Below are 18,520 nucleotides of genomic sequence, written 5' to 3'. Positions count from 1 at the left end.
GCGCGCTACCTTGCGCGCATGGGGGTAGATCTTCGTCCGGACGAGCACGTCCTGTGGCAGGGCGAGCCGGCACATCACTCGGTCTTCCTGAGGCCGGATCCGAGGTGGATCCGGTTCACCCTCAAGTTCGACGCCATCAAGATCGCGATCGTGGCGGGGCTGGCCTTGCTGACGCGCGGATGGACGGACTTCTTCGACGACTGGCCCACCGCCCTCATGGTGCTCGGGGCGTTCGTGGTGCTCGATCTCTTCTATTTGGCCGAGCCGTTCCTCTGGCGCTATCGGACTCTGCGTCGCACGACCTACTACGTCACCGACCAACGCGTCGTGTCCGTTCCCGGAAGGCGGGCGCGGTCGGTCAAGCTCACCGACATCGACGACCTGTCCTTCGCCGAGGAACCGGACGGTTCCGGACACATCAGGCTCGACCGGCGGCTCATGCCCGACGGCTACGGCACCCGCACGGTCGCCGAGCTGATCCACGTCCCGGACGTGCGCCAGGTCGTCACCCTGCTGTCAACGTTGACGGGCCTCCCTGAATCAACATTGATTCAACGTTGATTCAGGCCCCTTGTGCAAAAGACGTTTGCGGACGTCCGCAAACGTCTTTTGCACAACCAATATATTAGCGCTCTGACCTGCGAGTTCAGACCTTGCCGAAGCCCGACTCGACGAGGGCGTCGTACATCTCGTCGGCGATGCCGGGTGTGGCGGCGAACGTCGCGTCCTGCCCGAGTTCGGGGGACGATCCCGGTAGCCGCACGACCGCGCCGGCCTCCGAGGCGATCAGTCCGCCGGCGGCCCAGTCCCAGCGTCCCAGCGCGTGCTCCGCGTAGGCGTCGAGCCGTCCGGCGGCCACCGAACACAGGTCGAGCGACGCCGCGCCGGCCCGCCTCAGGTCACGCACCCTCGTGGCCATGCCGGCCCACGTGTCGGCCTGCCGCTGACGGCGTTCCGGCCGGTACGCGAAGCCGTATCCCAGCAACGAGAGAGACAGGTCGGTCGTCGCGGAGACGCGTAACGGCGAACCGTCCAGGAACGAGCCGTAGCCGCGTGCGGCCGTCCACATGCGGCCGGTGGCGGGCTCGAACACCGCGCCCGCCACTGACTCGCCGTCGAGCTGCGCGGCGATCGACACCGAGTACCAGGGGATTCCGTAGAGGTAGTTGACGGTGCCGTCGATGGGGTCGACGACCCAGGTCAGTCCCTCGACGACGGCAGGACCGTCGAGGCCGCCCTCCTCCTCGCCGAGCACGGGCTCGCCGGGGCGCAACTCGGACAGACGCGTCCGGACGAGTTGTTCTGAGGCGCGGTCTGCTGCGGTCACCACGTCTGTCGAGGTGCTCTTGGTGTCGAACGAGACGACGGCGGAAGCGCGCATGCGCTGAACAAGAGCACCCGCTTCTCGTCCGATCGCCGTCGCGATGTCGACGAGTGGCCGGGGATCGAACACGACCGGTTCCCTCCTGCGTCACTAGCACGGGACTATCGGACATCGTCAGGCTAATGTCTGCGCACCACAGGTGTACTGAATCGAAACCAGCTGGATCTAGTAGGAAGGACCACGGGGATGGGCATCACCCGCGGGTTCGGTGTGGACATCGGCGGCTCGGGCGTCAAGGGCGGCCTGGTCGACCTCGAGGCAGGAGCACTGGACGGCGAACGCTTGCGGATCCCCACGCCCCAGCCTTCGACGCCGGAAGCGGTGGCGGAGGTCGTCGCGGAGATCGTCGAGAAGTTCCAGTGGGACGGCCCGGTCGGCATCACGCTGCCGTGCGTGGTCAAGCACGGTGTCGCCCACAGCGCCGCGAACGTGGACAAGGGCTGGATCAACTGCGACGCCCAGCAGCTCTTCGCCGCGCGCCTCAAGCGCAAGCCCGAGGACATCGTCGTGATGAACGACGCGGACGCGGCCGGCATCGCGGAGATGACGTTCGGCGCGGGCGTGGGCAAGAACGGCACAGTGGTCCTGCTGACGTTCGGCACGGGCATCGGCAGTGCGGTGTTCCTCGACGGCAAGCTCGTCCCGAACACCGAGTTCGGCCACCTCCAGGTCGACGGGCACGACGCGGAAACGCGCGCGGCCGCCTCCGTGAAGGAGGAGAAGGACCTGTCCTGGGAGGAGTGGACTCCGCGGGTCACGCGGTACATCAACGTGCTCGAGGACCTCATCTGGCCCGACCTCGTCATCGCGGGTGGCGGTGTGAGCAAGAAGGCGCACAAGTGGTTGCCGTTGCTCAAGGTCCGCACCGAAGTGGTCGCGGCAGCGCTGAAGAACGACGCCGGCATCGTGGGCGCCGCATGGGCCGCCACGCACGGCGTCAGGCCGTAGTGAGCGTTCGACACCGAAACGTGTCCGACTCGATCTAGCTGCGGGAACGCAGGTGAGAGCGCCTCGAAGCACCTCGGGGCGCAACACCGCGTCACGGACGTCGTTACAATGGAACGCACACCCGCCAAGCAAGATCGGCGGGGAGATCCCCCGAACTCTGGCGACCGAGGTTTCGCGCCCTCCGGTTTGCCTTGAACGACCGTCGCGAAAGGGCGTACGTGGCAGCCGCAGAAACCGCAACCCGACGCTCCAGCTCCGCCGCGAGCGCCGCCAAGACCACCAAGGCGACCGCGGCCGGCGAGGCCGAGGAGAAGCCGAAGCGCAAGACGACCGCTGCGGCAGCGAAGAAGCCCGCAGCCGGCGCCAAGGCCCCGCGCAAGACGGCCGGCAAGGCCGATCCTGCCGCGAAGGGCACCGCCAAGAAGGACGGCGACGACCCCGAGGACATGGAAGGCGCTCCTGGCGCCGAGGACCTGGTCGAGGACGTCGAGATCGTCGACGAGCCCGTCGTGGACGAGCCCGAGGAGGCGGAGGACCCCGAGAACAAGGGTGACTTCGTCTGGGACGAGGAGGAGTCCGAGGCCCTGCGCCAGGCGCGCAAGGACGCGGAGCTCACCGCCTCGGCCGACTCCGTCCGCGCCTACCTCAAGCAGATCGGCAAGGTCGCCCTCCTCAACGCCGAGGAGGAGGTCGAGCTCGCCAAGCGCATCGAGGCGGGTCTCTACGCCGCCGAGCGCGTGCGCCGCTCCGAGGAGGAAGCGGAGAAGCTCACGCCGCAGCTGCGCCGTGACCTGCGCTGGATCGTCCGCGACGGCGAGCGCGCCAAGAACCACCTGCTCGAGGCGAACCTGCGTCTCGTCGTGTCGCTGGCCAAGCGCTACACCGGCCGCGGCATGGCGTTCCTGGACCTGATCCAGGAGGGCAACCTGGGTCTGATCCGCGCCGTCGAGAAGTTCGACTACACCAAGGGCTACAAGTTCTCCACGTACGCCACCTGGTGGATCCGTCAGGCGATCACCCGCGCGATGGCCGACCAGGCCCGCACCATCCGCATCCCGGTGCACATGGTCGAGGTCATCAACAAGCTCGGTCGCATCCAGCGCGAACTGCTCCAGGACCTGGGCCGCGAGCCCACCCCGGAGGAGCTCGCCAAGGAAATGGACATCACGCCCGAGAAGGTGCTGGAGATCCAGCAGTACGCGCGTGAGCCCATCTCGCTGGACCAGACGATCGGCGACGAGGGCGACAGCCAGCTCGGCGACTTCATCGAGGACTCCGAGGCCGTCGTCGCCGTCGACGCCGTCTCGTTCACGCTGCTGCAGGACCAGCTGCAGTCCGTGCTCGCGACGCTGTCCGAGCGTGAGGCGGGCGTCGTCCGGCTGCGCTTCGGCCTCACCGACGGCCAGCCGCGCACCCTGGACGAGATCGGCCAGGTCTACGGCGTGACGCGTGAGCGCATCCGCCAGATCGAGTCCAAGACGATGTCGAAGCTGCGTCACCCGTCGCGTTCGCAGGTCCTGCGCGACTACCTCGACTAGGTCTTACCCAGTCATACGCAGACAGCCCCGCACCGGTTCGGTGCGGGGCTGTTCTGTATTCGGAATTGAGCATCCCTGTACTCATGCGCCACCTGTTCGTCCACGCCAGCATCGGTTCCGGACAACGGAACGAGGGGCGGGAAAACGTGGGCAGGTCGGTGCTCGAAGGGGCTTTCTCACTGCTGGACCGGCTGATGGACGAGGGTGAGCTGGGACTCACTCAACTCGCTGACCGCTGTGCGATGCCGAAAACGACGGTGCACCGCCTGCTGGAGCAGATGGAGGTTCTCGGCGCGGTGGAGAACGTGCGCGGCCGTTATCGCATCGGCGCGCAGATGTTCCGGTTCGGGCAGGCCTGGGAACCTGCGCCGGGCGTTCTGCGGGTGGCGCGGCAGCCGTTGCGGGCGCTGTCCGCGACGACCAGGACGTCGGCGATCCTCGCGGTGCCGCGGCGCGACCGGGTGCTGGTCGCGGCTGCGAGCATCGTGCGGGCCGAGGACGTTACTCGGTTGCGGCCGGGGTCGACGGTGCCGGCGGGCATGGAGTTCGTCAGCGCACCGGTGCGCACGCCCTCCAGCAACGTCATCGGCACCGTCTCCGCGGTCCTCGACAACGGCCGCAGTGCCACGGCTCTGAGAGAGGCTGTGGGGCACGCCGCCCGAGCGATCAGCGCGACCCTCGCGGGTTGATCGGAGAGGCCTGAAGCAAGCATTCGACCGGGATTTGATCACGGTTCCGCGTCCGAATCGTGGGACGTTCGTGACCTGTTCGCGGAGGGCGGACAAAGGCAACCGATATCACACTCCCGGCCGCACGCAACCGACCGAATGGCCCGAACAGACTGCTCCACCAGCGGGTTTCTGGTCGCTCAGCGTGCGTGTCAAGACGGTGAACCGGTGGCGAACACATGTGTGAGCCTGCTGCAGGTGGGTAAATCGCATAGTGACGCGAGTCGCCACGTACACGGGAACACTGACTATCGCCGAAACGTCTGTCAGAGTGGAGCCAGCGAGCACCGCGCACCGGCCAGGGGCGCTGTGGTCGCAGCTTGGTAAGAGGGCACCGAAACACACCGTTTCCGGTGCTGGGACGGAGGGAGATCCATCATGACTGCAGCACTCACCCGCCCCGAGTTGACCGCTGCCGACCGCTGCGACCGCTGCGGGGCTGCTGCCCAGGTTCGCGCCGTTCTCCCGTCCGGGGGCGAGCTGCTGTTCTGCGGGCACCACTCCCGCGCACACAGCGAAAAACTGCGCGAGCTCGCTGCTGAGATTCAGCAGGGCTGACTTCCACCCCACCTAGCCGCTCGGGGCGGAGACCCTTCTGGGTCTCCGCCCCCTTCGCTTTCTAGATGGCGTCCAGCACGGGCTCGAAGGCCAGCTCAGCCGCTCCGATGAGCTTCGCGTCACGGCCCAGGGGTGATGTCACGACCTGGGTCCCGCCGACCGCGCGGGAGACGAGACTGCGGACCTGCACGGCGGAGCTCACCGAGTCGACGACAGATGCCGGCAGTGCGGTGTAGAGATCGCCGAGCACGACCAGTTCCGGGCCGAGGACGTTGACGATGTTCGCGAGCCCCAGCGCGAGCCAGCCGGCGAACTCGTCGAGCACCGACGGGTCGTCCAGCGCCCGCAGCGCCGCGACGACGGCGCCTCGCGGAGCGTCGTCGGGAAGGCCGAGCGCCCGGCACAGCGCCGGTTCGCCCACCTCGGTCTCCCAGCAGCCGTCGCAGCCGCAGTAGCACCGCCGGCCGCGCGGGTTGACCACCATGTGCCCGAGCTCGCCGACGTAACCGCCGGAGCCGCGCAACGGCTGCCCGGACAGGATCACCCCACCGCCGACGCCGACGTCCGCGGAGATGTAGACCATGTCCGAGGACTCGCGGGCCGCGCCGCGCACGTGCTCGGCCAGCGCACCGAGTTCCGCGTCGTTGCCGACCTGGACCGGCAGCTTCAGCACCGCCTCCAGGCGTTTGCCGAGCGCGACACCGGTCCAGTGCAGGTTGGGTGCCTCGTGGACGTGCCCGTCGGCGCGTCGCACGACACCGGGCACCGAGACGCCCACCCCGACCGCGGTGGCGTCGAGGTCGTCGGCCATGAGGCGCGCCGACTCGACGATGTGCGTGATGACCTCCCCCGGATCACGCGTCCGGTGCAGGTTCCAGCTGTCCCGCCCGAGGATCTCCCCGCCGAGGCCGACGAACCCCATCGCCACGTGCTCGACGCGCACGTCGATCGCGATGACGACGGCGGCGTTCGGCTGGGGCAGCACGAGCAGCGACGGGCGGCCCGCTCCGCTGCGCAGAGCGGGCACGCGTTCGGCGACGACACCGGCTTCGGCGAGGCCGTCCACCAGGGCCTTGATCGTGCTGCGGTTGAGGCCGAGCTCAGCCGCGAGCGACGCCCTGGTGGACGGTCCGTCGATGTGCAGGCGGCGCAGCAGCGCCGTCCTGTTGTGCCTGCGGATCTCGTCGGGACGGGTGCCGGACGTGGGACCGGTCACCGCGTCATCGAGCCGCGGTGGCCGCCCGGCGGCGGGACAACGCGTCGACGCTCGCGGCGAGCAGCAGGACCAGACCGGTCACGATGAACACGACAGCGGCGGGCTGCTTGAGCAGGCCCATGCCGTTCTGGATGATCGCGAGCACCGCGCCACCGATGACCGCGTCGCGCAGCCGGCCCTTGCCGCCGAACAGCGACGTGCCACCGATGACGGCCGCACCGACCGACAGCAGCAGCGTGTTGCCGCCACCGGCGTTCGGGTCGACGGAGCCGACCTTCGACGAGTACACGATCGCGCCGATCGCGGCCGCCGACGAAGCGATCACGAACACGCTCATCCGGATGCGCTCGACGTTGATACCGGCGCGGCGGGCGGCTTCCTTGTTGCCACCGACGGCGTACACGTGGCGTCCGTAGCTGGTGCGGTCGAGCACGAACGTGCCGATCACGAGCAGCACCAGGACCAGCGGCACCACGTACGGCACGCCCTCGATGATCACGAGGTTGCTCGGCGCCCGGTTCAGCGAGAGCGCGTAGGTGATGACGGCGGCCAGCACCGCGAGGGCCCCGATCTTGGCCAGCACCAGCGACGTCGGCTGGGCCACGAGTCCCTTGCGCAGCCGCGAGAAGTGCCGCGTCAGCACGACCGCCGCGTAGCCGCCGACGGCGACGACGAACAGCACCCAGGAACCGACGAAGTTCAGGTTGCCGTTGGCGACGTTGAAGATCGTGTCGTCGCGCAGGCCGAGCGTGCCGCCGTCACCGATGAACTGCAGCACGACACCGCCCCAGACGAGGAACAGCGCCAGGGTCACGACGAACGACGGGATGCCGACCTTCGCGACCAGGAAGCCCGTGATGGAACCGATGGCCGCGCCGACGCAGACCGCGAGCAGCATCTCCAGCCAGGCGTTCGCGGGGATGCCGACGGCGGCGATGACCAGGGCGATGGCCGACAGCACGGCACCCGCCCAAATTTTCATGATCACCGCGAGCACGATCGCGAGCACCAGCAGGCCGCAGAACACGTAGAACACCGTGTCGCCCATGCCGCCGAGCAGGTTGCCGTTGTTGATGAGGTGCAGTGCCATCACCGCTGCCGTCACACCGGACGCGGTACCGGCGGACAGGTCGATCTCGCCGAGCAGCAGCACGAACACCAGGCCCATCGCGATGATGGTGATGCTGGCGCCCTGCTGGAGCAGGTTGGCGAGGTTGCCGAGGGTGAAGAACGTGGGGGACAACGCGCTGAACACGATGAGCAGCACGACGAGCCCGAGCAGCGCGGGCAGCGAGCCGAGCTCGCCACCGCGGACCCTGGCCCAGTAGTCGCGCACCGCTTCGCCCGTGGACTGGGACGTCGTGTCGATGCCGAAGTCCGAGATGGCGCCCTGCGGGGGCGTCTCGTGGTCGTGCTCGTGCGTTTCGGTGGTGTCGGTCATGCTCGCCTCTTCGGAACTCATCAGATCGTCGCCGCCTCGGGGCGGGCGATGCCCAGGTCACCGGAACGACCGGCGGTGATCAGCTCGACGACCTGGCCGTGCGTGACGTCCTTCGACCCCACGACGGCGGCCATGCGGCCGAGGTAGAGGCACGCGATCTTGTCGGCGACCTCGAACACGTCGTTCATGTTGTGGCTGATCAGGACGACGCCCAGACCCTGCTCCGCCAGCCGGCGGACCAGGTCGAGGACCTGCCGCGTCTGGGCGACGCCGAGCGCGGCGGTGGGCTCGTCGAGCAGCACGACCTTGCTGTTCCACAGCACGGCCTTGGCGATCGCCACGGTCTGGCGCTGACCACCGGACAGCGACGAGACCTGCGTGCGCACCGACTTGACCGTGCGCACCGACAGCGACGCCAGCGTCTTGCGTGCCGCCTGTTCCATGTCGGTCTCGTCGAGCAGACCATTCTTGGTGCGCTCGCGGCCGAGGAACATGTTCTGGACGATGTCGAGGTTGTCGGCCAGCGCGAGGTCCTGGTAGACGACCTCGATCCCGAGATCCGCGGCGTCGCGCGGGCCCTTGATGTGCACCGGCTCGCCGTTGAACAGGACCTCACCCGAGTCGGTGGGGTGGATGCCCGCGATGCACTTGACCAGCGTCGACTTGCCCGCGCCGTTGTCGCCGACGAGGGCGGTGACCTCGCCGGGGTTGACGTCGAGGTCGATGTCGTGCAGGACGTGCACGGGACCGAAGCTCTTGTTGATGCCGCGCAGCTCGAGAATCGGCTCGCTCACTGGGTTTTCCTCCGGGGTTACACGTGACGAGAGGCGGGGTGCGGCAAAGCGCACCCCGCCCTCGTCGCGAGCGGTCTTACTTGATGCCGAGCTCGGTGCAGGCGGCCTGGGTGTCGGCCACGCAGATCTCCGACGCCTTGACGAAGCCGGCGTCCACGACGGACTTGACCTTGTCCTTCGTGATCAGCTGGGCGGACAGCAGGACGGACTTGACCTTGCGGTTGCCCTTGCTGTCGTCCGTCGAGGCGGACGCGAGCGCGTCGGCGGCGGCGGTGTCGCCCTTGGCGAGAGCACCGGCCAGCTTGGCGGCGGCCTCGGCCTCGTCCTTGATGGGCTTGAAGACGGTCATGTACTGGTCACCGCGGAGCACGGCCTGCAGGCCGTCCGGGGTGGCGTCCTGACCGGTGACCGGGACCTTGCCGTTGAGGCCGACCTTCTTGAGGATCGTGATCACGGCGCCGGCGAGGCCGTCGTTCGCGGCGACGACGCCGTCGACCTTGCCGCCGTTGCCGGTCAGGATCTGCTCGAAGACCTGACCACCCTTCTGGTTGTCCCAGTTGTCGATCGGCTGGGACTGGACCAGCTTGAGCTTGCCCGAGTCGTAGAGCGGCTTGAGGACCTTCTGCTGGCCCTGGTGGAACAGGGTCGCGTTGTTGTCCGTCGGCGCGCCCTCGATCTCGATGACGTTCGCACCCTGCGGGGCGGCCTTCATCGCGTCCGCGAGACCCTGGCCCTGCAGCTCGCCGACCTTCACGTTGTCGAACGACACGTAGTAGGACGAGGAGCCGCCGGTGTTCAGGCGGTCGTAGTCGATGACCTGGATGCCCTGGGCCTGCGCCTTCTTGGCGACGGAGGCACCGACCTCGCTGTTGGGCGTGGCGATGATCAGGACCTTGACGCCGGCGTTGATCATGCCGTCGGCCAGGGTGCTGAACTTCTGCACGTCGCCCTGAGCGTTCTGGATGTCGGGGTCGAGGCCTTCCTTCTTCAGAGCCGCCTCGAGAAGCGGCTTGTCGAAGCCCTCCCAGCGGGCGGAGGAGGCGGTCTCGGGCAGGATCACGCCGACCTTCGCGCCCGTGCCGCTGCCAGAGTTCGTTTCAGAGGTTCCACCGTTGCCGGAGGACGTGTTGGCGCCGCACGCCGAGACCGCCAGGGCGAGGCCCGCGGTCACGGCGATGGAAGCGAGAGTCTTGCTGCGCATCCGCCATCCCTTTCACTGCGCTGTGTCACAGAGAATGTTGTGGCGCACAACGTATGCCCGACATATGCGTGACCGGAACCACACTGGATCGATTAAGTCGCAACGATGCGGTAACCGTGGCGAAATCTGGTCACCGAGAGTTGTGAGAGCGTTACCACCGCGCTACAGATTTCAGCGGCGATATATCGGATATCGCTCGCGGTGCACGCTCGCCTGTCACCTCCCGGACATCCCTAGGTTGGGTGCATGACCGTCGACAAGGAAGCCGCCGAAAGACTGGCGAACTCGTTCGGTGCCGAGGCGGCTCGCTACGACCGCACCCGGCCCGCCTATCCCGGCGCACTGATCGCGAAGCTCGTCGCCGCCAGTCCTGGGCCACGGGTCGCCGAGGTCGGCTGTGGCACCGGCGTCCTGTCGCGGCAGCTCCAGGAAGCCGGGCTGGACGTGCTGGGGGTGGAGCACGACGAGCGGATGGCCGAGTTCGCCCGCGGCACGGGCGTCACCGTCGAGGTGGCGAAGTTCGAGACCTGGGATCCGGCCGGACGCGAGTTCGACGCCGTCGTCGCCGGGCAGTCCTGGCACTGGGTCGACGCCGAGGCAGGCACGGCGCAGGCCGCGCGGGTGCTGCGGCCCGGCGGGGTGTTCGTGGCGCTCTGGCACGTGTTCGGGACGCCGGAACCGATCTCCGAAGCCTTCGTCGCCGCCTACGACAAAGTGGCACCGCAGGTCCCGTACCGCGTCGGACACTCCTACGACGAGGCGTCCGAGTCCTACCGGCAGGGCTGTGTGCGCACGGCCGACGCGTTCGCCGGCACGGGCGAGTTCTCCGGCGCCGAGCAGTGGTCAGCCGACTGGGAACGGACCTTCACGACAGCCGAGTTCCTCGACCTCACGCTCACCATGAGCCCGATGGCCCTGCTCAGCGCGGAGCAGATCACCGAGCTCATGTCCGGCATCGGCAGTGCGATCGACGCGATCGGCGGCCGGTTCACCATGCGCTACAGCACGCTCGCCGTCGCCGTCGCGCGCAACTGACACATCGGCTCTACCAGGAGCGCAGCGTCGCGATCCGTTCTTCGAGCTGCTCGATGGTGGCCATCGCGGTCGGCGGCCCGCCGCAGTACTCGCGCAGCTGGTTGTGGATCTTGCCGTGCGGCTTCTTCGTGCGGTGGTGGTGCATCGCGACGAGGGTGTTGAGCTCCTTGCGCAGCGACGTGAGGCGTTCCTGCACACCCACGGGCCGTGCCTCGCGCACCGCGACCTCGGACTTGGGGCGTTTGGCGGCGATCGCCATCTGCTCCTCCTGCCGCTGCAGCAGCAGGGTGCGCACCTGGTCCGGTTCGAGCAGCCCCGGCAGGCCGAGGTACTCCTGCTCCTCCTCGGAGCCCGCGAGGGACGGGGCGCCGAACGACGAGCCGTCGTAGATCACCTGGTCGAGCTCGGCGGTGGTGCCCAGCGCCGTGAAGGCGCGTTCGTCCTCGCCGGGTTCGTCCTTGACCGCGTTGGCCGCGGCCATCAGCTCGTCGTCCCAGCCGTCCTTCTCGCGGTGCGGCTTGCCCAGGACGTGGTCGCGCTCGGCCTCCAGCTCGGACGCGAGCTGCAGCAGCACCGGCACCGAGGGCAGGAACACCGAGGCGGTCTCGCCGGGCTTCCGGTTGCGCACGAAGCGGCCGATGGCCTGGGCGAAGAACAGCGGGGTCGACGACGACGTCGCGTACACGCCGACGGCGAGCCGCGGCACGTCGACACCCTCGGACACCATGCGGACGGCGATCATCCAGCGTTCGTTCGTCGCGGCGAACTCGGCGATCTTGCCGGACGCCTTCGGGTCGTCCGAGAGGACGAGCGTGGGGATGTGGCCCGTGACGCGCTGGAGCACCTGCGCGTAGGCCTTCGCGACGGTCTGGTCGGTGGCGATCACCAGGCCGCCCGCGTCGGGCAGGCCGTTCTCGCGCTTCTGCGTGAGTCTTTGATCGGCGGCGCGCAGCACGGACGCCACCCAGTCGCCGGCCGGGTCCAGGGCGGTGCGCCACGCCCGCGCGGTCTGCTCCTGCGTCAGCGGCTCGCCCAGGCGCGCCGTGAACTCCTCGCCCGCACTGGTCCGCCACGACGCCTCGCCCGAGTAGGCCAGGAAGAGCACGGGCCGGACCACGCCGTCGCGCAGCGCGTCGGCGTACCCGTAGGTGTGATCGGCCTTGGACGTCTTGAAGCCGCCGGAACCCTCTTCGTAGGTGACGAACGGGATCGGCGAGTCGTCCGAGCGGAACGGCGTGCCGGTGAGGCACAGACGACGGACCGCGGGCGTGAACGCCTCGCGGATCGCATCACCCCACGACTTGGCATCACCGCCGTGGTGCACCTCGTCGAGCAGCACGAGCGTCTTGCGGTTCTCGGTGCGCACCCGGTGCAACGTCGGATGGGCGGCGACCTGTGCGTACGTGACGGCCACACCGTGGTAGTCGCGGGAGGTCATCGCGTTGGTGTTGCGGAAGTTCGAGTCGATGTGGATGCCCTGCTCGGCTGCCGCCTTCGCCCACTGGTGCTTGAGGTGCTCGGTGGGCGTGACGATCGTGACGGCCTCGATCGTCCTGTCGGCCAGCAACTCGGCGGCAACGCGGAGCCCGAAGGTCGTCTTGCCCGCGCCCGGCGTCGCGACGGCGAGGAAGTCCTTGGGTTTGACGGCGAGGTACTTGGTCAGCGCGCGCCGCTGCCATGCCCGCAGCGGTCGCATTGCTGCTGTCGCTGTCACAGACGTGTTTCTCCTCATTTATGCAGGTCAAACATGGCAGTACCCTCAGGCAGACCGTGGCCGAGGGCACTGCGACTCTACCTGTTCCGGGCGTCGATGCCGCGAAACGTGGCGGTATGCACCATGCTTGTCACTGCGATGGGTTCGCCTTCCGAGAACGACGCGCGCAGGTCCGGCCGCAAGGGGCCGCTGCGTCTACTCGCGCGCACCCTGTCGAAGGCGTGGCAAGGCAACATCTTCTCAGAAGCGGCCGAAGCCGCGTTCTGGCAGACCCTGTCGTTCCCTCCGCTGCTGCTCGGCGTGCTGGGCTCGATGGGCTGGATCGGCACCTGGTTCGGCCCCGAGATCGTCCTCTCGGTCCAGGAGAAGATCATCGGGTTCACCCGGACGATCTTCAGCGCGGACGTCGTCAACGGCGTGATCCAGCCGACCGTCGCGGAGATCCTGTCGACAGGCAAGGGCGAGATCGTCTCCATCGGTTTCCTGATCTCGCTGTGGGCGGGGTCGTCGGCCATGTCGTCGTTCGTCGACGCGATCACAGTCGCCCACGGCCAGTACGGCGTGCGCAACGAGGTGTGGCAACGGTTCTTCGCGCTGCTGCTCTACTTGGTGTCACTGGTGGCACTGGTGATCGGCCTGCCGGTGCTGGCGCTGGGCCCGGACATCCTGCCGCAGTTCTTCCCGGCGTCCTGGCAGCCGTACATCACGACGTGGGTCGGCCGGTTCTACTACCCCGGCGTGGCGCTGCTGCTGGTGCTCTCGCTGTCGCTGCTCTACAAGGTCGCGCTGCCGCGAAGGCTGCCGTACCACCGCGTGCTGCCCGGCGCGATCCTCGCGATGGCGTTCTTCATCCTGTCGTCCATCGGCCTGCGCCTGTACATCCAGTGGATCACCACCACGGGCTACACCTACGGCGCGCTGGCGACGCCGATCGCGTTCCTGCTGTTCGTGTTCTTCATCGGCCTGGCGATCACGATCGGCGCGTACTTCAACAGCGCCGTCCAGGACATGTGGCCGGCCCGCATGACCCGCCGCCAGCGCCGCCGCTGGCGCAGGCTCGAGATGGAGCGCGCGGCGTCCCGCATCCGTTCCGAGGCCGCCGCGCCCCAGCAGGAGAACAACAACGCGGAGTACTCGGCACCCTCCCCCGCGGACACGCAGCTGACGACGCCGCTGAAGATCCAGGAGCAGCGGTCGCACTCGGAGGAAGAGAAGCAGCGGGGCTAGACAGCCGTCACCTCGTAGTCCTCGCTCGGAAAGTCCTCCGTGAGGACCGGGCACACGATCTCCCTGCGCAGGATCCCGGTGAAGAAGCTCAGCATCGTTCCCTCGTACGTCCACCACTCGTGGACGGTCGTGACCACCACCGGCCACTCGTCCGGCTCGCCCTTCGTGAGCCAGCAGAGGAAGTCGTTGTTGTCGGTGACTCCCCAGGGGAGCAGGCCGCCGGGCTCGGGGTACAGCGGATGCGGCACCGCGCCGGGCAGGTCCACCCGCAGCTTCCGCCAGTGGCCGAGCGTCTGTTCCGCGAACTCCCGCAGGTCGAACTCGTCGTCCTTCTCACTGACGACGTGGAAGACCCCCATGAAGTCGTCGATGGACAGGCCGGGGTAGTTCTCGGCCAGCACCCTGTAGTCGGCCGGCAGCGCCGTGCCGAGCCGGGACTCGACCGCGGGCCAGTCCACCGCGGGCGCCGGCGTCCCGACGTCCCCCAGCACCGCTCGCCACGAGGCAAGAAGATCCACGTCGCTCCCCCACGTCGATTCGAGACAGCAACGCCCGCCGCCTCGAGCCATCTCGAGGCGGCGGGCGCCGGAAAGCTACTGGGTGCGACTAGTCGCCGTCGCCGCCGGGCGGGAGGTTCTCGTAGATCTTCTTGCAGTCCGGGCACACCGGCGAACCGGGCTTCGGCGACCGCGTGACCGGGAAGACCTCTCCGCAGAGCGCGACCACATGCGTACCCATCACGGCGCTCTCGGCGATCTTCGCCTTGCGCACGTAGTGGAACATCTTCGGCGTGTCGTCCGAGGACTGGTCGGTCTCATCCGGCCGTACGTCGACCTCGGGAAGAGTCTGGGTGCTCACCCGCCCAGGGTACCTGGGATGATATCCCCTCGTGACCACGCTGCACATCGCCGATGAAGTTGCCACCGCACTGGCCGAGAACCGGCCCGTCGTCGCTCTCGAGAGCACGATCCTGTCCCACGGCCTGCCCGCGCCGCGCAATCTGACGGTCGCCGCACGCCTGGAGAAGGTGGTGCGGGAAGCCGGCGCGGTCCCCGCCACGATCGCCGTGCTCGACGGCGTGCCGCGCATCGGTCTCTCCTCGTCCGAGCTGGACCGCGTCTGCAACGCGGGCGACCTCGTCAAGCTCTCGCTGCGCGACCTCGGCCCCGCCTACGCCCTGGGCCGCAGCGGCGCGACGACCGTGGCCTCCACGACGGCCCTCGCCCACCAGGCGGGCATCCGCGTCTTCGGGACCGGCGGCCTCGGCGGCGTGCACCGCGGCGCGCGCGAGACGTGGGACGTGTCCGCCGACCTCGACGTGGTGGCGACGACGCCGGTGCTGATCGTCTGCTCGGGCGTGAAGTCGATCCTGGACATGGGCGCGACCCTGGAGGTCTTCGAGACCCGCTCGGTGCCGGTCATCGGCTACCGGACCTCGCGCTTCCCCGCCTTCTACCGCCGTGAGTCGGAGTTCGACCTGTCGTGGCGGGTCGAGACCCCCGCCGAGGCCGCGGCCGTGTTCGCGGCCGGTGGCCGCGGCATGGTCCTGGCCAACCCGATCCCGGCCGCCTTCGAGATGGACTCCGCCCTGCACGACCGCCTGCTCGCCGAGGGCCTGCAGAAGCTCGTCGACCAGGACGTACGGGGCAAGGACGTCACCCCCGTCCTGCTGGAGCACTTCCACACCGCCAGCGCCGGCGTCAGCCTCGACGCCAACGAGGAACTCGTCGTCAGCAACGTCTCCGTGGCCGCCGCCGTCGCCGTCGAGCTGTTCCAGTGAGGCCGGTGGTCGTGGTCGGCGACGCGGGCCTCGACGTGGTGGCCCGCCACGCCGGCCCCATCGCCCACGGCGGCGACGTCCGCGCCAAGGTCACCATTGAACCGGGCGGCGCCGGTGCCAACACGGCGGTGTGGCTCGCGGCCTGCGGCGCCTCGCCGGTCCTGGTGGCCCGTGTGGGCGCCGACTCGGCCGGCCGCCAGGTCCACGCCGAACTGACCTCGGCAGGCGTCCAGTGCGCCTTCGCGGTCGACCAGGACCTCGCAACCTGCTGCGTGGTCGTCCTGGTCGACGAGGACGGCCAGCGCTCGATGCTGCCCGACCGCGGCGCGAACGCCCGCTTCTCCCCCGCCGACCTCGCCCCTGGCCTGCTCACCGAGCCCCACGGCCACCTGCACCTGTCCGGCTACGTGCTGCTCGACGCCACCTCACGCCCCGCAGGCCTGGCCGTGCTCGACGCCGCCCGCGCCGCGGGGTGGACGACCTCCGTGGACCCCCAGGCGGCCGTCCTGATCCACTCGCCCGAGGCGTTCCTGGCGGACGTGCGCGGTGTCGACTTCCTGCTCCCCAACGCCGACGAACTCCTCGCCCTCACCGGCTCCTCGGAGCCGTCGTCGGCGAAGTCGTTGCTCTCCCATGTCGGCGCTGTGGTGGTGACCTCAGGCCCCGACGGCGCGACCTGGGTCGACGCCGACGAGCTGATCTCGGTCCCCGCTGAAGTTACCGAGTGCATCGACTCGACGGGTGCCGGTGACGCGTTCGATGCGGGCTTCCTCGCGGCCTGGCTGTCCGGTGCGTCGAAGCGCGACGCTCTCCTCGGCGGCGTCCGTGCGGGTTCTCGCGCGGTCAGCGTCGTGGGCGCCCAACCCCCTCGCTAGCCCTCCGGCTCAACCGATATATCAGTTCTCAACTGATATATCGGTTGCCCGTACGCCTGACACCCCGCTTTTCAGCCCACCGGGATGCAAAAAACGTTTGCGGACGACGGCAAAAGACTCATTGCAAAGGCACGGGTGGCGTCGGGCCGGTGTGCGATTTCGAGCGGGTTCGGACGGTCAGCCGTCGATGACGGTGGTGCTCTTCGGGGCGATGGCGCGGCGCTCGACCTCGTAGCGGTTGGCCTTCTCGGTCTTGCGAGGCGGCCGGTCGTTCGCGATCAGCACGGCCATCCACGGCAACGGCACGGACAGCACGATGAAGAACAGGGCCAGCCACCAGGTGTGAGCGAACAGCGCCGCGAGGATGAGGCACGGGAAGCGCAGGCTCATCATGATCGCGTATTTCCGGCGCCGGGCGGCGTGCTGTTCTTCGTAGGAAGGAGCCGCCTCGGTGATCAACACCGGGGTGTCGGTCCGGTCGGGACTGCTCACGACACCACCTCGTCCAACTTGCATCGGCTACGCCCTCCATAGTCCCACGTCCGAGTGACGCCGGGGACGCCCGGTTGGCGGTTAACATCCGCGGGTGGTCGCCCTTGATCGCCTCGTGGACGTGCTCGGCAGTCTGGGCACCCATCTGGCCTGCGCACCGAGGGGACGCGACGCCGAACTCCGCGGGGTCGCCCTGCACGATCCGGCGGAGAACACACCGGCGACCGCGGGTGACGTGCTTCTCGGGCTGGGTACGCCGTCGGTGGCAGCGGCGGCGCGTCTCGTGTCCTCCACGGTGGCGTCCGCGGTGGTGCTGCACGGCAAGCCGCCACTCGACGAACGGGTGATCGCCGCGGCCAAGAAGTCCGGTGCGGCCGTGCTGCTCGTGGACCCGTCCGTGCCGTGGAGTCAGCTCGCGAACGTCACGCAGACGCTGGTCAACGGCGGTACGCGGACCGGGGACCTGTTCGGGCTGGCCGACGTGATCGCGGGCGTGGTGGGCGGTCCGGTGACGATCGAGGACCAGCAGTCCCGCGTGCTCGCGTACTCCTATCGGCAGGAGGACGTCGACCCCGTGCGCGTGCAGACGATCCTCGGGCGGCGGGTGCCGGAAGAGGCCCGGCGGGCGCTCGACGAGTTCGGGGTGTTCACACATCTCGCGTCTTCGGACGAGCCGATCTTCGTGCCCAAGCTGACCCCGCAACTGGGCAACCGACTGGTCGCCGCGGTGCGGGCGGGCCGTGAGCTGCTCGGGTCCGTGTGGGTCGAGGTGACGGGGCCGGTGGACGCTGCTCGCAGTGCCGCACTGGTCGACGGCGCGCGCACGGCGGCGTTGCACCTGTTGCGGTCGCGCGCGTCGACGGACCTCGAACGCCAGGCCGAGGCCGATCTGGTGATCCGGCTGCTCGAACAGCCCGAGTCCGCCGACGTCGCGCGCCTCGGGTTGCCGTCCGCGGATCTGCGGGTGATCGCGGTGCAGGCCCACGCGGGCGAGGGTGAGCATGGCGCGGCGGTGCTCGCGTTCCAGCGGGCGACCGCCGGCTTCGGCTGGTCGCGGCCTGGGCGTAGCGCGTTGTTCGGCAACGTCCTCTACACCGTCATCCCTGCAGCCGACGACGCCGTCGCGTGGGTGCGCTCGCTGGTGCGCGAGCTGCCCGCGGAGGCGACGGTGCTGGCGGGCATCGGAGGGCCCGCCGAGGCGACGCAGCTGCCGACGTCGCGGCAGGAGGCGGACGAATGCCTCGCGCTCTCGACCGGTGTACCAGTTGTGTACGACGACGCGTGGGCTCAGGTCCTGCTGCACCGGCTCGCCGCCGTCGCCGAGGCAGGACGACTGCCGACCCGCGGGCCGATCTCCAACATATTGCGGCACGACGCCGAGTACGGGACGCAGTACGCGACGACGTTGAGGGCGTGGCTGACGGCTCAGGGTGACGTGCGGGCTGCGGCCAGGGAGCTCAACGTGCACCCGAACACGTTGCGGTACCGGATGCAGAAGATGGCCGAGGTGACGCCGCTGCCCCTCGACGATCCCGACCAGCGGCTCGCGATGGCGATCGCTCTCCAGATCACGCGGTGAACCACGGGGC

At 68.9% G+C, this 18,520-nt stretch carries 19 protein-coding genes; 10 read left to right on the top strand and 9 right to left on the bottom strand.

Features of this window, described 5'->3' with window-relative positions:
* The first annotated feature begins 18 nt into the window (after nt 1-18).
* Nucleotides 19-561, top strand: coding sequence for a hypothetical protein (locus tag SK571_RS13875; protein WP_319984444.1), 543 nt, complete (start codon nt 19-21; stop codon nt 559-561).
* Nucleotides 562-646: 85 nt separating this feature from the next.
* On the opposite strand, the gene SK571_RS13870 is transcribed toward SK571_RS13875, so the two are convergent.
* The gene (locus SK571_RS13870; RefSeq protein WP_319984443.1) at nt 647-1,453 is read right to left on the bottom strand and encodes an inositol monophosphatase family protein; all 807 of its coding nucleotides are present in this window, start codon (nt 1,451-1,453) and stop codon (nt 647-649) included.
* A gap of 117 nt (nt 1,454-1,570) precedes the next feature.
* Between SK571_RS13870 and ppgK the strand changes: the two genes are divergently transcribed.
* The 4 genes from ppgK to SK571_RS13850 all read left to right on the top strand — a co-directional run bounded on the left by ppgK (nt 1,571) and on the right by SK571_RS13850 (nt 5,156).
* Entirely contained in the window at nt 1,571-2,332 is a 762-nt protein-coding gene (ppgK, locus tag SK571_RS13865) for a polyphosphate--glucose phosphotransferase (RefSeq protein WP_319984442.1), read from the top strand.
* 218 nt (nt 2,333-2,550) lie between these two features.
* Nucleotides 2,551-3,870: an RNA polymerase sigma factor gene (locus tag SK571_RS13860; protein ID WP_266042071.1), complete on the top strand. Its 1,320-nt coding sequence runs from the start codon at nt 2,551-2,553 to the stop codon at nt 3,868-3,870.
* A gap of 158 nt (nt 3,871-4,028) precedes the next feature.
* A complete protein-coding gene (locus SK571_RS13855) occupies nt 4,029-4,559 on the top strand; it encodes a helix-turn-helix domain-containing protein (RefSeq protein ID WP_319984441.1) in 531 nt (176 codons plus the stop codon).
* Between the two features lie 417 nt (nt 4,560-4,976).
* Entirely contained in the window at nt 4,977-5,156 is a 180-nt protein-coding gene (locus SK571_RS13850) for a DUF7455 domain-containing protein (protein WP_030464836.1), read from the top strand.
* 61 nt (nt 5,157-5,217) lie between these two features.
* Here the strand turns inward: SK571_RS13850 and SK571_RS13845 are convergent, their stop codons facing one another.
* From SK571_RS13845 to SK571_RS13830, 4 genes are all read right to left on the bottom strand, one after another.
* The gene (locus SK571_RS13845; RefSeq protein ID WP_319984440.1) at nt 5,218-6,372 is read right to left on the bottom strand and encodes an ROK family protein; all 1,155 of its coding nucleotides are present in this window, start codon (nt 6,370-6,372) and stop codon (nt 5,218-5,220) included.
* Between the two features lie 4 nt (nt 6,373-6,376).
* On the bottom strand, nt 6,377-7,813 hold the full coding sequence (locus SK571_RS13840) for a sugar ABC transporter permease (protein ID WP_319984439.1): 1,437 nt from the start codon (nt 7,811-7,813) through the stop codon (nt 6,377-6,379).
* 20 nt (nt 7,814-7,833) lie between these two features.
* Nucleotides 7,834-8,607, bottom strand: a complete 774-nt coding sequence (locus SK571_RS13835; RefSeq protein ID WP_319984438.1) for an ATP-binding cassette domain-containing protein — start codon at nt 8,605-8,607, stop codon at nt 7,834-7,836.
* A gap of 76 nt (nt 8,608-8,683) precedes the next feature.
* Complete coding sequence (locus SK571_RS13830; RefSeq protein ID WP_319984437.1) at nt 8,684-9,808, bottom strand: sugar ABC transporter substrate-binding protein; 1,125 nt, start codon at nt 9,806-9,808, stop codon at nt 8,684-8,686.
* Between the two features lie 246 nt (nt 9,809-10,054).
* Between SK571_RS13830 and SK571_RS13825 the strand changes: the two genes are divergently transcribed.
* The gene (locus SK571_RS13825) at nt 10,055-10,843 is read left to right on the top strand and encodes a class I SAM-dependent methyltransferase (RefSeq protein ID WP_319984436.1); all 789 of its coding nucleotides are present in this window, start codon (nt 10,055-10,057) and stop codon (nt 10,841-10,843) included.
* Between the two features lie 10 nt (nt 10,844-10,853).
* Here SK571_RS13825 and SK571_RS13820 read toward each other — a convergent pair whose 3' ends face one another.
* Nucleotides 10,854-12,539: a DEAD/DEAH box helicase gene (locus SK571_RS13820; protein WP_319984473.1), complete on the bottom strand. Its 1,686-nt coding sequence runs from the start codon at nt 12,537-12,539 to the stop codon at nt 10,854-10,856.
* A gap of 141 nt (nt 12,540-12,680) precedes the next feature.
* On the opposite strand from SK571_RS13820, the gene SK571_RS13815 reads away from it, so the two are divergent.
* Nucleotides 12,681-13,784 carry a YihY/virulence factor BrkB family protein gene (locus SK571_RS13815; RefSeq protein WP_406601976.1) on the top strand — a complete coding sequence of 368 codons (1,104 nt, stop codon included), beginning with the start codon at nt 12,681-12,683 and terminating at the stop codon, nt 13,782-13,784.
* On the opposite strand, the gene SK571_RS13810 is transcribed toward SK571_RS13815, so the two are convergent.
* The gene (locus SK571_RS13810) at nt 13,781-14,302 is read right to left on the bottom strand and encodes an SMI1/KNR4 family protein (protein ID WP_319984434.1); all 522 of its coding nucleotides are present in this window, start codon (nt 14,300-14,302) and stop codon (nt 13,781-13,783) included. The two genes, SK571_RS13815 and SK571_RS13810, sit on opposite strands and share 4 nt — an antisense overlap.
* An 88-nt stretch (nt 14,303-14,390) precedes the next feature.
* A complete protein-coding gene (locus SK571_RS13805) occupies nt 14,391-14,642 on the bottom strand; it encodes a DUF3039 domain-containing protein (RefSeq protein WP_090006425.1) in 252 nt (83 codons plus the stop codon).
* A gap of 31 nt (nt 14,643-14,673) precedes the next feature.
* On the opposite strand from SK571_RS13805, the gene SK571_RS13800 reads away from it, so the two are divergent.
* Both SK571_RS13800 and SK571_RS13795 read left to right on the top strand, forming a co-directional pair.
* A complete protein-coding gene (locus tag SK571_RS13800) occupies nt 14,674-15,564 on the top strand; it encodes a pseudouridine-5'-phosphate glycosidase (protein ID WP_319984433.1) in 891 nt (296 codons plus the stop codon).
* Nucleotides 15,561-16,439 (top strand): carbohydrate kinase family protein, encoded by an 879-nt coding sequence (locus SK571_RS13795; RefSeq protein WP_319984432.1) that lies wholly within the window; start codon nt 15,561-15,563, stop codon nt 16,437-16,439. Before SK571_RS13800 ends, SK571_RS13795 begins: the two co-directional genes overlap by 4 nt.
* A gap of 177 nt (nt 16,440-16,616) precedes the next feature.
* Here the strand turns inward: SK571_RS13795 and SK571_RS13790 are convergent, their stop codons facing one another.
* Nucleotides 16,617-16,931 carry a DUF3099 domain-containing protein gene (locus SK571_RS13790; protein ID WP_406601975.1) on the bottom strand — a complete coding sequence of 105 codons (315 nt, stop codon included), beginning with the start codon at nt 16,929-16,931 and terminating at the stop codon, nt 16,617-16,619.
* A 94-nt stretch (nt 16,932-17,025) separates the two neighbouring features.
* Here SK571_RS13790 and SK571_RS13785 point away from each other — a divergent pair, with 94 nt between their 5' ends.
* Entirely contained in the window at nt 17,026-18,510 is a 1,485-nt protein-coding gene (locus SK571_RS13785; protein WP_319984430.1) for a PucR family transcriptional regulator, read from the top strand.
* The last annotated feature ends 10 nt before the right edge of the window (nt 18,511-18,520 follow it).

The sequence above is a fragment of the Lentzea kristufekii genome, from assembly GCF_033949925.1.
GTDB classification, from domain to species: domain Bacteria; phylum Actinomycetota; class Actinomycetes; order Mycobacteriales; family Pseudonocardiaceae; genus Lentzea; species Lentzea kristufekii.
Note: the sequence above shows the minus strand (reverse complement) of the source record. Positions and strands in the feature narration are given on the sequence as shown.

Coding starts and splice junctions, on each gene's coding strand:
- SK571_RS13875 (WP_319984444.1), top strand. CDS start 19: ATGGGGGTAGATCTTCGTCCGGACGAGCACGTCCTGTGGCAGGGCGAG.
- ppgK (WP_319984442.1), top strand. CDS start 1,571: ATGGGCATCACCCGCGGGTTCGGTGTGGACATCGGCGGCTCGGGCGTC.
- SK571_RS13850 (WP_030464836.1), top strand. CDS start 4,977: ATGACTGCAGCACTCACCCGCCCCGAGTTGACCGCTGCCGACCGCTGC.
- SK571_RS13840 (WP_319984439.1), bottom strand. CDS start 7,813: ATGACCGACACCACCGAAACGCACGAGCACGACCACGAGACGCCCCCG.
- SK571_RS13830 (WP_319984437.1), bottom strand. CDS start 9,808: ATGCGCAGCAAGACTCTCGCTTCCATCGCCGTGACCGCGGGCCTCGCC.
- SK571_RS13825 (WP_319984436.1), top strand. CDS start 10,055: ATGACCGTCGACAAGGAAGCCGCCGAAAGACTGGCGAACTCGTTCGGT.
- SK571_RS13820 (WP_319984473.1), bottom strand. CDS start 12,539: ATGCGACCGCTGCGGGCATGGCAGCGGCGCGCGCTGACCAAGTACCTC.
- SK571_RS13815 (WP_406601976.1), top strand. CDS start 12,681: ATGCTTGTCACTGCGATGGGTTCGCCTTCCGAGAACGACGCGCGCAGG.